At 44.0% G+C, this 15,016-nt stretch carries 12 protein-coding genes and 3 pseudogenes; 1 reads left to right on the top strand and 14 read right to left on the bottom strand.

Annotated features, from left to right (window positions below; translation table 11 throughout):
• Positions 1–269: 269 nt before the first annotated feature.
• Positions 270–713, top strand: a pseudogene (locus G4417_RS04690) (ATP-binding protein); the annotation flags it as partial.
• Positions 714–786: 73 nt separating this feature from the next.
• On the opposite strand, the pseudogene G4417_RS04685 reads toward G4417_RS04690, so the two are convergent.
• From G4417_RS04685 to G4417_RS04620, 14 genes and pseudogenes are all read right to left on the bottom strand, one after another.
• Positions 787–894 (bottom strand): annotated as a pseudogene (locus G4417_RS04685) (CD1845 family protein); the annotation flags it as partial.
• Positions 895–1,047: 153 nt separating this feature from the next.
• Positions 1,048–1,440 (bottom strand): 30S ribosomal protein S9, encoded by a 393-nt coding sequence (gene rpsI / locus G4417_RS04680; RefSeq protein WP_008705974.1) that lies wholly within the window; start codon positions 1,438–1,440, stop codon positions 1,048–1,050.
• Positions 1,441–1,457: 17 nt separating this feature from the next.
• Positions 1,458–1,886 (bottom strand): 50S ribosomal protein L13, encoded by a 429-nt coding sequence (gene rplM / locus G4417_RS04675; protein ID WP_008705976.1) that lies wholly within the window; start codon positions 1,884–1,886, stop codon positions 1,458–1,460.
• A gap of 325 nt (positions 1,887–2,211) precedes the next feature.
• Positions 2,212–2,952 (bottom strand): tRNA pseudouridine(38-40) synthase TruA, encoded by a 741-nt coding sequence (truA, locus tag G4417_RS04670; protein WP_008705977.1) that lies wholly within the window; start codon positions 2,950–2,952, stop codon positions 2,212–2,214.
• 118 nt (positions 2,953–3,070) lie between these two features.
• A complete protein-coding gene (locus tag G4417_RS04665; protein ID WP_008705979.1) occupies positions 3,071–3,874 on the bottom strand; it encodes an energy-coupling factor transporter transmembrane component T family protein in 804 nt (267 codons plus the stop codon).
• Positions 3,875–4,101: 227 nt separating this feature from the next.
• Positions 4,102–4,947, bottom strand: a pseudogene (locus G4417_RS04660) (energy-coupling factor transporter ATPase); the annotation flags it as partial.
• Positions 4,938–5,783 carry an energy-coupling factor transporter ATPase gene (locus G4417_RS04655; protein WP_025580712.1) on the bottom strand — a complete coding sequence of 282 codons (846 nt, stop codon included), beginning with the start codon at positions 5,781–5,783 and terminating at the stop codon, positions 4,938–4,940. The gene G4417_RS04655 and the pseudogene G4417_RS04660, both read right to left, overlap by 10 nt.
• 87 nt (positions 5,784–5,870) lie before the next feature.
• Positions 5,871–6,476: a ribosome biogenesis GTP-binding protein YihA/YsxC gene (yihA, locus tag G4417_RS04650; protein ID WP_008705985.1), complete on the bottom strand. Its 606-nt coding sequence runs from the start codon at positions 6,474–6,476 to the stop codon at positions 5,871–5,873.
• 57 nt (positions 6,477–6,533) lie between these two features.
• On the bottom strand, positions 6,534–8,846 hold the full coding sequence (lon, locus tag G4417_RS04645; protein WP_008705987.1) for an endopeptidase La: 2,313 nt from the start codon (positions 8,844–8,846) through the stop codon (positions 6,534–6,536).
• Positions 8,847–8,866: 20 nt separating this feature from the next.
• Positions 8,867–10,183 carry an ATP-dependent Clp protease ATP-binding subunit ClpX gene (clpX, locus tag G4417_RS04640; RefSeq protein ID WP_026649519.1) on the bottom strand — a complete coding sequence of 439 codons (1,317 nt, stop codon included), beginning with the start codon at positions 10,181–10,183 and terminating at the stop codon, positions 8,867–8,869.
• Positions 10,184–10,258: 75 nt separating this feature from the next.
• Positions 10,259–10,840: an ATP-dependent Clp endopeptidase proteolytic subunit ClpP gene (gene clpP, locus G4417_RS04635; RefSeq protein WP_008705991.1), complete on the bottom strand. Its 582-nt coding sequence runs from the start codon at positions 10,838–10,840 to the stop codon at positions 10,259–10,261.
• A gap of 96 nt (positions 10,841–10,936) precedes the next feature.
• The gene (tig, locus tag G4417_RS04630; protein WP_173682789.1) at positions 10,937–12,223 is read right to left on the bottom strand and encodes a trigger factor; all 1,287 of its coding nucleotides are present in this window, start codon (positions 12,221–12,223) and stop codon (positions 10,937–10,939) included.
• 274 nt (positions 12,224–12,497) lie between these two features.
• On the bottom strand, positions 12,498–13,058 hold the full coding sequence (locus tag G4417_RS04625) for a DJ-1 family glyoxalase III (RefSeq protein ID WP_025580707.1): 561 nt from the start codon (positions 13,056–13,058) through the stop codon (positions 12,498–12,500).
• A gap of 429 nt (positions 13,059–13,487) precedes the next feature.
• On the bottom strand, positions 13,488–14,984 hold the full coding sequence (locus G4417_RS04620; RefSeq protein ID WP_173682788.1) for a M20 family metallopeptidase: 1,497 nt from the start codon (positions 14,982–14,984) through the stop codon (positions 13,488–13,490).
• Positions 14,985–15,016: the final 32 nt, after the last annotated feature.

Below are 15,016 nucleotides of genomic sequence, written 5' to 3'. Positions count from 1 at the left end.
ACACCCTGCTGCATCACACCCAGGAAACGGTGAAAGAACTGACAGAGTTGTCCGAGATATTTGAAATGAATTGAGCCAGCGAGTGAAATTTAACGATTCTCTCACTGGTTCTTTTCAATTTCGGAGAAAAGAGGCAAGCAATGCCTGTGTTAATACACACAGGCCCGCAGAGAAGAAAATCCCTCCGTGATTTTCCTCTCCGCTTGCTTGTTGAGGGCAGCGCCCCCAAGCCCCTTTGAACACAGAATTTCATTCTGTGGCTGCGCGGTATCCGTTCCATGCGACGAAACCCTGTGATTGCTGACCTGTTCCACCGCATGAAGTACATGGAACGCCGTGGAAGTGGCCTACGCAAAATCGTCAGTGAAACCGAAAAGCTACCTGGATATACAGCGGCATATAAGCCCGAATTTTCCTCAACAGCGACAGATTTCAGAGTTATTTTGAAAAATGTAAACTACAACTTAGAGGGTGATACCCACCAAGTTACCCACCAAGATATTGAACTATCAACGATGTCCAAACAGATTTTGGCTTTTTGCACAACACCAAAATCCAAGAAAGAGCTTGCAGTATTTTGCGGCTTCAAAGATTTAAGAAACTTCACTTTGAAGCATATCAATCCGCTTTTAGAATCCGGGCAATTAGAAATGACTATTCCCGATAAACCTAAAAGTCGCAATCAAAAATATATTACAGTTCGTTCCGAATAAACAGAGAAGCAGGGCATTGGGTCTCATCTCCCATTGTCCTGCTTCTTTTCATTCCAAATTATATTCACATCATTTACCCATACGCCCAATCCTGGATCGCAAATTTCAAACTCTGCACCTTGCCCAACAGCCAGATCGCAGCCAGCGGCAATCCCATCGGGCTAATCAAAAATGCCATAACCTCCTATATTTAACCACTAAAAATTGGGTGAAAACTGCTCTCGTTTGGTCAAATCAAGTCAAACTATATCAGCCCGTTTAGGTATAAGAAAACCCCGGAAAACCTTGATTTTCCGGGGTTTTTGAACCATTTTGATATAGTCTGAGCAGTCGATTATCGCTTGCTGAACTGCGGAGCGCGACGAGCTGCTTTGAGACCGTACTTCTTACGTTCTTTCATACGTGGGTCACGAGTTAAGAATCCAGCAGCTTTCAGAACTGGTCTGTAGTCGTTGTCTGCCTGAAGAAGGGCTCTTGCAACACCATGTCTGATGGCACCAGCCTGTCCTGTGTATCCACCGCCATGAACGTTAACTAATACGTCAAATTTGCCTTCTGTTTCTGTTGCAGCTAAAGGCTGACGAACGATAACTTTCAGTGTATCTAATCCAAAATATTCATCGATATCTCTTTTATTGATTGTGATCTTACCGGTTCCAGGTACAAGATAAACTCTTGCGATTGATTTTTTTCTTCTTCCTGTTCCGTAGAATTTTGCGCTAGCCAATGTTTTCTACCTCCTAATTAAAATGTTAAAGCTTCTGGTTTCTGAGCTTCATGTTTGTGTTCCGGTCCTGCATATACGAAAAGTTTTGTGTACATGCTTCTTCCTAAAGGTCCTTTTGGAAGCATACCTTTAACTGCGAGCTCGATAACTCTCTCAGGTTTCTTTGCTAACATTTCTTTTAATGTGGTTTCTCTCATTCCACCTACATAATCGGAGTGATTGTAGTAGATTTTCTGCTCTAATTTCTTACCTGTAACTTTGATCTTGTCAGCGTTTACGATGATTACATAATCACCTGTGTCTACGTGTGGTGTAAACTGTGGTTTATTTTTTCCTCTTAAAACGCTTGCTACTCCGGATGCCAGACGGCCAAGAGTACATCCATCAGCGTCAACTACATACCATTTTCTTTCGATTTTATCTGGATTAGCCATATAAGTCTGCATGGTTTTACCTCCTGTTATTTATCAACGATAGTTTAATTAACCGCGGAATTTCCCGCGAATATAAGTTATTGGAAACGCCGGTGCTAAAAATGCGGAAATGTCCGAAACCGCTGATAAATACTTTCGCCTGGGCTATTTGGCTTAAGCATCTCGCACTACGTCACATTTGGTTATTATATTATAAGGGTTCTGTTCTGTCAATAGGTTTTGTGTCGTTTTTTCAATTTTTTTCGTTACTCCCCCGTTTTTTGTTTTCAGCAAAAAAACTGTTGATCAGTTATCCCACCGGCAATTATCGAAACGGATGATTTTCTCCTCCTGACTATCAATCAAAAAATTCAATCCCCATCAGTGTCAGTCCCTGTGCCGGAGCAGTTGGGCCTGCCATTTCGCGGTTGCAGGCTTCCAGAATTGTCTTTACTCTCTCAGGCGGATACTGTCCGTTTCCTACTTCGATCAGAGTTCCGGAGATGATTCGTACCATGTTGTAGAGGAATCCTGTTCCTGTTACACGTATGGTTACGATATCTCCGTCACGCCATACATCAATTCCTGTCACTGTACGGATAGTTGTTTTTACCTGCGCTTTTGCACCGCAGAAAGAAGCAAAATCATGCTGTCCGATCAGGTATGAGGTTGCTGCTTTCATCTTATCTACATCCAGTTTGTAGTGGTAGAAATAGGTGTATAAGCGCTCTGTCGGAACCGGGAATTTGCGATTCAGGATGCGGTATTCGTATGTTTTCTCGCTGTCGCAATAACGGGGATGGAAATCCGGTTCTACTTCTTCAGAGAGCTGAATGCGGATATCTTCCGGAAGACGCTGGTTCAGTGCATAGGAAATCTTTTCCCCGGGAATGCGTGTGTTGGTGTCAAATACTGCCACGTTTCCCATGGCATGAACCCCTGCGTCTGTACGGCTTGCACCGATCGTTTCTATCTTCTCGCCAAGAAGCTCGGACAATGTATCATTTAATACCCCCTGTACAGTAATCCCGTTTGGCTGTGTCTGCCAGCCGCAATAGTTTGTGCCGTCATATGCAACTACAAGACCAATTCTTTTCATCTGTTTTCCTCCATAAAAATTGAAAACTTTTGTTATAACAAAATAAACAATATGCTGTAATCCTTTCCTACCGGATTACAGCATATAAAATATCTTTATAAATTATATCAGTACTTTCTCAGATTCCCACAATTCTGAAAACAATGGCGATTCCCAGATAAGCCCACATCACCACATAGGAAATGTAGTCTCTGGACTCATAACGCAATGGCTTCATCTGGGTTCTGTTATCCCCTCCATGATAGCACCTTGCTTCCATGGCCATGGCCAGATCATTTGCTCTTCTGAACGCAGAAATAAACAGCGGAACCAGAAGCGGAATCATATTTTTTGCCTTCTGAATTATATTTCCGGTTTCAAAATCTGCGCCACGTGCAATCTGTGCTTTCATGATCTTATCGGTTTCCTCCATAAGGATTGGGATAAAACGCAGCGCAATAGACATCATCATGGCAATCTCGTGGATTGGCACATGAAGTTTATTTAACGGCCTGAGAAGTCGTTCCAGACCATCTGTAAGCTGATTGGGTGTGGTAGTCAGCGTCATAAGAGAAGAACCGATCACCAGATACGTCAGGCGGATGGCCATTCTTCCGGCCAGCTTCAGGCCCTCCTCTGTCACATGCAGGATTCCCCACTGCCAGAGAACCTTTCCGGGTGTCAGAAATATATTAAATACCACTGTGATCATAAGAAGCATCACGATTGCCTTCAGTCCCTTGAACATAAATTTCACAGGAACTTTGGAAAGAATGATCATCGCTGCCAGAAATATAGTTGCCACTGCATATCCCGGAAATGTATGGAATACAAAGACAGAGATGATGAACACCAGCGTACCCACCAGCTTTGCTCTCGGATCCATTTTGTGCAGAACGGAATCTGCAGGATAATACTGTCCTATTGTAATGTCTCGGATCATACTTCCTGCCCTCCCTCATTCTCTTCTTGTTCTGCAGACTTTTTATCCATTGTTTCCTTCTGAATGCTTAAATCTTCATCAGGCGCATCTGAATGAGACTCTTTCGTCCCATCCTCAGTCAGATCAGCTTCCATCTCACTAATTAAGGTTTCTGCTTTGGCATTTTCTTTTTTCGACTGACTGTCTGAAACAGATTGTCTGTCACCGGACAATTTCCCGGGATTACATTTTCTTAAAACTGCAAGGATATTCTCTTTTGCCTCATCCACCGTTGTAGCAGTTACATCTACATCCAGGCCTTTTTCCTTCAACGCATGCATGATATAAGTAATCTGCGGTGCTGCAAGTCCCATGGCTTCCAGCTCTCTGTAATGAGCAAATACTGCTTTGGGAGCATCGTCATATGCGATTTCTCCGTCATTGACTACGATCAATCTCTCCGCATATTTTGCAATATCCTCCATGCTGTGGGATACAAGGATAATAGTAATCCCTCTTACTTTATGAAGCTCTGCGATCTGGTCAAGGATATCATCTCGTCCTTTCGGATCCAGACCTGCAGTTGGCTCATCCAGAATAAGAATTTTCGGATTCATTGCCAGTACACCGGCAATAGCAACTCTTTTCTTCTGTCCGCCGGAAAGCTCAAAAGGGGATTTACTAAAATTTTTCTCCTTGAAACCTACGTGCTGCAGTGCTTTCTTTGCTTCTACTTCTGCCTCTTCCCTGGATAATCCCTGATTCATGGGACCAAAGCATACATCAGAAAGCACATCATTCTCAAAGAGCTGATGCTCCGGATACTGAAATACAAGACCAACCTCGCTTCGCAGGGCACGACGATCATATTTCTCTCCCCAGACATCCTCTCCATTATAAGTGATCGTACCGGAAGTCGGACGGATCAGCGCATTGAAATGCTGGATCAGTGTAGATTTCCCGCTTCCTGTATGTCCGATAATTCCGATAAACTGTCCGTCCGGAATAGAAAGATTGATATCTTTCAGCGCATGGATCTCATAGGCAGTTCCCGGACTGTAGGTATAAGTTACATTTTTTAATTCTATTGACATAAGGCATTCACCAGCTCCTCTGTAGTCAGTATTCCCTCCGGAACATCCACTCCGGCTTTATGAAGTTCGTGTGCCAGAAGTGTTACCTGCGGCACATCCAGTCTGTATTCTTTCAGAGTTTCCACCTGTGAGAAAATCTCTCTGGGTGTTCCCTGCATCACCACTTCTCCGTTGTCCATAACATATACCTTGTCCGCATGAACAACTTCTTCCATATAGTGGGTGATCAGAATGACTGTCACTCCTTCCCGTCTGTTAAGGTCACTGACTGCCTCAAGAACTTCCTTTCGTCCATTCGGATCCAGCATTGCAGTTGGCTCATCCAAAATGATGCATTTCGGACGCATTGCCATGACACCGGCAATTGCAACTCTCTGCTTCTGTCCGCCGGAAAGTTTATTCGGAGAATGATAACGATAGGATGTCATTCCTGTTTTTTTCAGGCTCTCATCTACACGCTCCCAGATTTTCTCGGTGGGCACACCCATATTCTCCGGTCCGAACCCTACGTCTTCTTCTACTACAGTTCCTATGATCTGATTGTCAGGATTCTGAAAAACCATGCCCGCTTTCTGTCGGACTTTCCATAATTCCGGCTCTTTAGACGTGTCAATCCCATCTACCCACAAAGTTCCTTCCGTCGGAAGCAACAGCGCATTCAGGTGCTTTGCAAGAGTAGATTTTCCGGAACCATTATGTCCCAGAACAGCCACGAATTGTCCGGCTTCAATGTCCAGGTTTACATCATTGACAGCACGCTGCGTATCCTGCACGTTACCATCTTCATCATACTTGAGATAGTCAAATCCCAGCTTGAATGCCTTGATAATTCCCATAATATTTTTTGTCCTCGTATTTTGTCTGTCTGCTGCTTATTTTCACAGGAAAAGAATCCCGTCAGTAAACAGCGAATATTTATTCTTTCAGGCTTCTTCAGTAGCTGCCAGTCCGGTCAACTCGTCAATCAGAGCCCAGATCTCATCTCTTCCCTGCTTCGTCTCAGCAGAGAAAGGAATAATAATGCCATCTTTGCTCAGCTTCAGCCCTTCTTTGATTGCTTTGATATTTTTCTGAACCTGGCTTCGTTTGAGCTTGTCAAGCTTCGTTGCAATAATGATCGGCTCATAGCCATTGTTCAGAATCCAGTCATACATCATCTTGTCATTTGCAGACGGATCATGACGGATATCAATAAGAAGGAAAACCGCCTTCAGGTTTTTGGATGTATGAAGATATCTTTCGATCATCTTGCCCCATTTTTCCTTCTCAGACTGTGAAACCTTTGCGTATCCGTAACCAGGGAGGTCTACCAGATACATGGCTTCATTGATATTATAAAAGTTAATGGTCTGTGTTTTTCCCGGCTGTGCACTTGTTCTGGCAAGAGATTTCCGGTTCATCAGCCCGTTGATCAGCGATGATTTTCCCACATTTGATTTTCCTGCAAATGCAACCTCCGGTCTGTTGGTGTCCGGGAGTTTGCTGGTAATACCGCATACGATATCTAATGATACATTCTTAATAACCATTGATTTCCTCTCTTTTTTCACAACAAATGGTCAATCTTTACTGACTGACCATTTATTTTATACCAGTGCCTTATTAAGCACTTCCTTCATCGAACTTACAAAGGTAATGGTAAGTCCGTCTGTGATTTCCTTATCTAATTCCTGAATATCCGGTTTGTTTTCTGCCGGCACTAACACCTCTTTGATCTTAGCATATTTTGCCGCAAGAAGTTTTTCTTTCAAACCGCCGATCGGAAGAACTCTTCCTCTCAGTGTGATCTCACCGGTCATTGCAAGGTCTGCCCTTACCGGCTTCTTAATAATTGCGGAAAGGATTGCAGTTGCCATGGTAATACCTGCGGATGGTCCGTCTTTTGGTACTGCCCCTTCCGGAATATGCACATGAATATCATTTTCCTGGAAAAATTCCGGCTCAACTTTATAGTCAGAAGCAATGGAACGAATGTAAGTAATACCTGCCTGTGCAGACTCTTTCATAACATCTCCCAACTGTCCGGTAAGCATCAGCTCACCCTTGCCGGGCATTACATTGACTTCAATCTGCAGTGTATCACCGCCCACCTGTGTCCAGGCAAGCCCGCGGGAAATACCAATCTCATCTTTCTTATTTGCCATAAGATAGTTAAAATGCTCTTTTCCAAGAAAATCTGACAGATTCTTTGAAGTCACTGTAACTTTCTTTTTATCTTCTTCCATGATCAGACGTGCAGTTTTTCTGCATATCTGTCCTATGGTTCTCTCCAGGTTTCGAACTCCGGCTTCTTTTGTATAATTGTTGATGATCTTCTTAAGAGCCGCTGACTGGATTGTCAGTTTACCTTTCTCGATACCGTTCTCTTCCATCTGCTTCGGAATCAGATGCTCCTTTGCAATATGTTCCTTCTCATTCTCAGTATAACCTGCGATCTCGATCAGTTCCATACGGTCAAGAAGTGGTCTCGGAATGCCCTGAACATCGTTTGCAGTTGCAATAAACAGTACTTCTGAAAGATCCTGTGGAACCTCTATATAATGATCCATAAATCTGCTGTTCTGCTCCGGATCAAGCACCTCAAGAAGTGCCGCAGAAGTATCTCCTTTATAATCACTGCTGGTCTTGTCAATCTCATCCAGAAGCATCAGAGGATTGCTCACTCCTGCCTGCTGTAATGCTGCAGTGATCCTTCCCGGCATTGCTCCTACATAAGTCTTTCTGTGGCCCCGGATCTCAGCCTCATCTCTCACACCGCCCAGACAGATACGTACATATTTCTTATGCATTGCTTCTGCAATCGATCGGGCAATGGAGGTTTTACCTGTTCCGGGAGGTCCTACCAGACAAAGGATCGGACTTTTTCCCTTATGTGTCAGTTTGCGGACGGAAAGGAACTCCATCACACGCTCCTTCACATCTTTCAGACCGTAATGACCTTCCTGAAGTACTTTCCATGCTTCTTTCAGATCATCAGAATCTGTGGATTTCTTCTCCCACGGAAGTGCCAGCATGGTCTCAATATAACCACGCAGTACTGCATTCTCGGATACATTGCTGTTGGTATTCTTAAATCTCTCGATTTCTTTGCTGATCTTCTCTTTTACCTCATCGCCGGCCTGAAGTTCCTGGAGTTTCTTCTTAAACTCCTCTGCGTCATCCGCAGTATTATCTTCACCCAGTTCCTCACGTATCAGTTTCAGTTGCTCTCTGAGAATATATTCTCTCTGATTCTTATCAATTCTGGCCTTCACTTTTTTCTGGAGATCTCTGCCAATCTGCATGATCTCAATCTCATTTCCAAGGATTGCACCCAGAACTTCATAACGTTCCTCCAGTGTAAGTGCCTCCAGGATCTTCTGCTTATTCTGATAAGATAAAGGAATATTTACGGCAATCTGCTCAACCAGTTCCTCAACATTATCTATATTTAAAATCTGTGCTACCAGCTCTTTGCTGACTTTTCCATTTTCCATGCAGTATCTGTGGAATAATTCCTTAAGACTTCTGTGCATGGCTTCCATCACTGGTTCCGGCATCTGCATTTCTTCTTCATCAACAGGTGTGATCTCACTTCTGATAAACGGAAACTCCTGCTCAAATTTCACAAGTGTGGCTCTTCCCGTTCCCTCTACAAGTACCCGCAAAAGGTTCTGCGGAAGTTTCACAACCTGTTTGATATAGGCAATGGTTCCTACATGATATACACCTGCCAGATCCGGTGATTCCACCTCAGGATCAATCTGAGTAACCAGAAAAATCTTCTGGTCATGAAGCATGGCAGCTTCAATCGCCTTGACAGAACGCTCCCTGCTCACATCAAAATGAACGATCATCCCGGGAAGGATGGTAGTCCCCCTGAGAGCGATCGCAGGCAGCACTATATTCTGATTTGTCATTTATTGTTCAGTCCCTTTCATCAGGCTGTTTCCGGTTTATCCTTCTTGTGTGTCCGGGACGTTCTTCTGCTTCCGGCTGTCTTCGCCTGTGCAGGAGCTTCTCCGCGGACGATCTCCGGCTCACCGGTGCCATCTACTACATCTTTGGTAATTGTACACTTGCGGATCGTGTCATCTGACGGAATCTTATACATCAGATCCATCAGTGAACCTTCCATGATCGCACGCAAACCTCTGGCTCCTGTCTTACGTTCCAGAGATTTCTTTGCGACCAGTTCAAGTGCATCATCTTCAAAATCAAGTTCAACACCATCCAGTTCAAATAATCTGTGATACTGTTTGGTAAGTGAGTTCTTCGGCTCTTTCAGAATACTGATCAGCGCATTCTCATCCAGCGCATCCAGAGTTACAACTACCGGCACACGACCGATAAACTCAGGAATCAGACCGAATTTGATAAAGTCTTCCGGCATTACATCCTTCAGGATTTCACCCACATTTCTGTCTTCCTTAACAGAAACCTCTGCACCGAAACCGATGGACTTGGTATCCTGTCTGGACTCAATGATCTTCTCGATTCCGTCAAAAGCACCGCCGCAGATAAACAGAATATTTGTTGTATCAATCTGAAGAAACTCCTGATGAGGATGCTTGCGGCCACCCTGAGGCGGAACACTTGCCACTGTACCTTCCAGAATCTTCAGAAGTGCCTGCTGCACGCCTTCACCGGAAACATCGCGGGTTATGGATGGATTCTCAGATTTTCTTGTGATCTTATCAATCTCATCAATATAGATAATTCCGTACTGTGCACGTTCAATATCATAATCTGCTGCCTGAATGATCTTGAGAAGAATATTCTCAACATCCTCTCCTACATATCCGGCTTCTGTCAGTGTGGTAGCATCTGCAATAGCAAACGGTACATTCAGAAGTCTGGCAAGTGTCTGAGCCAGCAGAGTTTTACCTGAACCTGTAGGTCCAAGCATCAGAATATTACTCTTCTGAAGCTCTACATCAGAATTTTTTGATGCAAGGATTCTTTTATAGTGATTATAAACAGCAACGGAAAGAGCCTTTTTTGCTGCATCCTGACCAATTACATAATCATCCAGAACTGCATGGATCTCTTCCGGTTTTAACAGATTAATATCAGAATTCAAAACCTCGTCATCATAAGGATTTAATTCTTCCTCCATGATCTCTGAGCAGATGCCAATGCACTCATCACATATAAATACTTTGCCATCCGGACCTGCGATCAGTTTTCTTACCTGATCTTCTGTCTTCTGGCAAAAGGAGCATCTTACTTTTCCTTCTCTCATTTTTTCTGCCATGAATTTATGTCTGTCCTTTCTCTATACTAACTAATAAGACTCCTGTGACGATTCACAGGAGTCTTATCTTTCGCATTATTTATGCATGACTACACCGTCAATCAGTCCATATGCCTTTGCTTCTTCAGCAGTCATATAGTTGTCCCGGTCTGTATCACGCTCAACAACTTCTATCGGCTGACCGGTATTTGCAGCCAATAACTCATTTAAAGTTCTCTTTGTCTGTGCGATATGATCTGCCACGATCTGGATCTCTGTTGCCTGACCCTGCGCACCGCCAGATGGCTGATGGATCATGATAGTGGAATGCGGAAGAGCAAATCTCTTTCCTTTTGCACCGCCTGCCAGAAGAAAGGCACCCATGCTGGCAGCCATTCCAAGACAAATGGTAGAAACATCGCATTTAATATACTGCATGGTATCATAGATCGCCATGCCGGCTGTTACGGAACCGCCCGGGCTGTTGATATACAGCTGGATATCTTTACCGGGATCTTCTGCTTCCAGGAAAAGAAGCTGTGATACGATCAGTCCTGCACTCACATCATTTACTTCCTCACCAAGAAAAATGATTCTGTCCTTCAGAAGCCTTGAATAGATATCATAGCTTCTCTCTCCCCTGCTTGTCTGTTCAATGACATAAGGTACTAAACTCATATAAACGCCTCCATTTACGCGGCTGACTTTTTTTCCGAAAGAGGTAGACATCTGAGCCTGTCTCTTTCCGGATCTTAAAATTCGATTACTTTAAAATTAAACTTCTTTGGCAGCGTCAGCGATAACAGTAACTGCTTTCTGTACAGCCATGTCTTTCTTCATCTGCTCAAGTTCACGCTCTCCAAGTAATTCTTTTAACTTGTCAGCTTCCATTTTGTATGCTTCAGCCATCTTGGAGATCTCTTCGTTTACTTCTTCCTCTGTCGGCTGAATGTTCTCAACTTCTGCTACTTTCTCAAGAACCAGTCTTGTCTGGATTCTCTTTAATGCCTGTGGTTTCATATCTTCCATCATCTTGTCAGCTGTCATGCCTGTGAACTGGAAGTACTGGTCCATGGATAATCCCTGGGACTGCATTCTTCTGCTGAAATCATCAAGCATCTGACGGCACTGTGTCATAAGCATAGCTTCCGGAATATCCATCTGTGCATTTTCGATTGCTTTATCTACTGCTGCATCTTCTTTTGCACGTTTTGCTTCGTTTGCTTTCTTATCTTCAAGGTTTGTTTTTACATGCTCTTTATACTCTGCAAGTGTATCGAACTCAGAAACATCTTTTGCAAAATCATCATCCAGTTCAGGAAGTTCTTTTGCTTCGATCTTCTTAACTGCGCATTTGAAGATTGCTTCTTTACCTGCAAGTTCTTTTGCCTGATATTCTTCAGGGAATGTAACTTTTACGTCTACATCATCGCCAACTTTAGCACCAACAAGCTGTTCCTCGAATCCCGGGATAAATGTGTTGGAACCAAGTGTCAGAGGATACTCTGTAGCCTGTCCGCCATCGAAAGGTACTCCGTCTACAGATCCTTCGAAGTCGATTGTTACGATATCATTTAACTGAGCTGCGCGGTCTTCTACGCTGATTGTTCTGGAGTTTTTCTCCTGCTCTTTCTTGAGTTCAGCTTCTACGTCTTCGTCTGTTACTGTGATTTCAGTTTTCGGTACTTCTACACCTTTGTAATCACCTAATGTAACTTCCGGTTTAACAGCAACTTCTGCTGTGAAGATGAATGCTTTTCCAGGCTCAGCCTGTGTAATGTCGATTGTCGGCTGGGAAACGATCTCAAGTTCGCATTCAGCTAATGCTTTGCTGTAGTGTTCCGGAATCAGAGCGTTAACAGCATCTTCAAGGAATACTCCTTTGCCATACATCTGCTCGATCATTTTTCTTGGAGCTTTTCCTTTACGGAATCCAGGGATGGAAATTCTTCCTTTTGCTTTCTGGTATGCATTCTGCATTGCTTTTTCTAAATCTTCAGCGGCAACTTCGATAGTAAGTTTAGCCATGTTTTTTTCCATTTTTTCCACCTGTAAACTCATGTTACAATGTTCCTCCTTAAATTCAGGTTATATTTTGCGACTGGTTTTTCAGCTGCGTTATATCATTCACAGTTTTTACCTATTTCTATATATTCAAGTCTGAGCTCCGCTCCCACCATTGCAGAAGCGGGAGAGTTACTGTTCACTCTGTGTCAGTAACGCAAGAAGTCTGTTTATAACTCAATTATATATTTACAGTCATTGTAGCAGTATAGCACAAAAAATCCAAAAGTGCTAGTGTTTTTTCGCATAAAAATAAGGGTTTTGGGATGTTTTAACGTGTGTAAACTACAGATTCTGCGATTTCTTTTGCTTTTTCCTCGTTTTCGAGCTGTGAAATCAGGGAGAGTGCGAAGTCTACAGCCGTTCCCAGGCCGCGACTGGTGGTTATGTTTCCGTCTACTACTACGCTGTCTTCACTTGTTACTGCGCCATCTTTGGAGAGAACTTCCATGAATGACGGATAGGAAGTTGCTTTGCGGCCTTTGAGGAATCCCAGTCCGGAAAATACGCTTGGAGCTGCGCAGATGGCTGCGATTTTTTTGCCTTTATTATTGAAGTCTGTCAGGAGGTCGATGAGTGGTTTGTAACCGGCAAGGTATTTGGTTCCTGGCATTCCTCCAGGAAGAACGAGCATGTCGGCGTCGGCGAAGTCGGTTTCAGCGAATATGGCGTCGGTGAGCATGGTGATGCCGTGGGATGTCTGGATCCGGGTGGTTTCTTTGATAGATACGGTTTTGATGTCGATTCCGGCGCGGCGAAGAAGGTCTACTACGGTTAAGCCTTCAATGTCTTCGAATCCGTCGGCGAGGAAGATGTATACTTTTTTACTCATTTTGGGTGCCTCCTGTTTTTTTATTTTGTTTTTTTCTGAAATGGATTATAGCATTTTTTGTGGATGGTTACAATGTTTGTTTAGTTTTGAGCAGGGACGCGCGAAGCCCTCTGGCTCCTAGGGTTCAGTTTCGTGAGCCTAAGTAACTCTAAGGTTTGGAAAATCTGCTAAAAGCATGGAAAAGAATGCAAAACTCGCTCCGTTGCAGACTTCGCTCAGACACGTTGCAATTCTTTTCCATAACGCAGATTTCCCAGACCTAAGAGTTACTAAGACTCGTCAAATTCACCCCAGGAGACAGAGGGCTTCGCGCTGGGAATTGGCAAAATGTTGCTTTGATTAATCTAGGTGCAAATATTTCCATACTCCACAATCAAAATAATCGAAAACTATTTTAGTTTATTGAGCTCCTTTTATTAATTTTTCATTCTACCATATTTCTGGTTTCAAGTCTTTTGGCAATGGATTGGGATATGTTTCTCCGTCTAATGTTTCTGTCAGTTCTTTCCTGGCTTCAGTTACCAGTTCTGGATTTTGGAGAAAATCCAGGGCGGTGAGGGCCATGATTTTGGCGGCATAGAGCATTCCTTTATGTGCGATAGCTGATTTGCCCTGAGCTACTGCCTGCCAGGAGTGAAGGGCGGTTCCTGCGGCGAATGTGGGGATGTTGAGGTGGACGGTGGGGACAATCCAGCTTACATCGCCTACATCGGTGGAGTATTTGAGGTCGCTGTACAGGTTCTGGTAAGCGATTGGTTCGAAGATCGAGGTCTTCATGGCTTCGGATGCTTTTGGTCCGAAATAGTCCCGTGCGATGATCGGAAGTTGTTTTTTGTCCTGGTCTGAGAGGGCTCGCTGGAAGTTCCGGGCGTAGGCGTATTCCTGTTCTGTATATGGAATCGGGCCAAGTTTTTCCAGGTAGGTGTTCATATGGTCTGCAAGGATTTTACTGGAGATTAAATTGGAATAGGCAGCCACCTGACGGATTTCTACGGTAGTTTCGGTCATGAGGGCGGCGCCTTTGGCTATATTACATACGCGGTTGTAGAGTTCTTTTACCTGAGTGATCTTCGGGGCGCGGATGGCGTAGAGTACCTGGGCTCTGGACTGGACTACGTTTGGGGCATCTCCGCCTGTGTCGGTGATGGCATAGTGGATTCTGGCTTCGTCTATCATGTGTTCACGCATGTAGTTTACGCCTACGTCCATTAATTCTACTGCATCCAGTGCGGAACGGCCCAATTCCGGGCACATGGAGGCGTGTGCCGGGGTTCCGTGGAATGTGAAGAAGACTCTGAAGTTTGCCTTTGTGCTTCCGTAGCATGCACGTCGTCCCTGCTCCGGGTGCCAGCAGAGGGCGAGGTCGCAGTCATTGAAATAGCCGTCACGTACAAGGAATGCTTTGCCGCCTGCGTTTTCTTCGGCTGGGCAGCCGTAGTAGCGGATTGTTCCTTTCAGGTTGTGTGCTTTCATGAAGTCTTTTAATGCTATGACGGCGGCAAGGGTGCCTGTTCCGATAAGCTGATGACCGCAGCCATGGCCACAATTATCAGTATATCCTGAACCTGGATTTTGTTTCTTTTCTCTTTCCGGCACGCTTTCATATTTTGAATCTGATGCTTTTTCTTCCGGGATTCTCTCGGTAGTATCTGCTTTCTGCGAAAGTCCCGGCAGGGCATCAAATTCGCCAAGAAATCCTATAACCGGTTTTCCGGAACCGTATTCTGCAATAAATGCTGTTTCCTCTCCTGCCAGATTTGATTTTATGGAAAATCCCTCTTTCTTTAATGACTGCTGAAGTAATTCAGAAGATTTATATTCCTGAAATCTGGGCTCTGCAAACTTCCAGATTTTATCGCTGATTTCGGCATAATATTCTTTTTTATCTTCAATTTTTTCTGATATTTCTTTTATGTATTCATCCATATATTTTTCCTCCTGTCCCATGCTTCTTCTTA

The sequence above is a fragment of the Blautia wexlerae genome, from assembly GCF_013300825.1.
Taxonomy (GTDB): domain Bacteria; phylum Bacillota; class Clostridia; order Lachnospirales; family Lachnospiraceae; genus Blautia_A; species Blautia_A wexlerae_B.
This window is presented reverse-complemented; position numbering and strand designations above follow the sequence as displayed.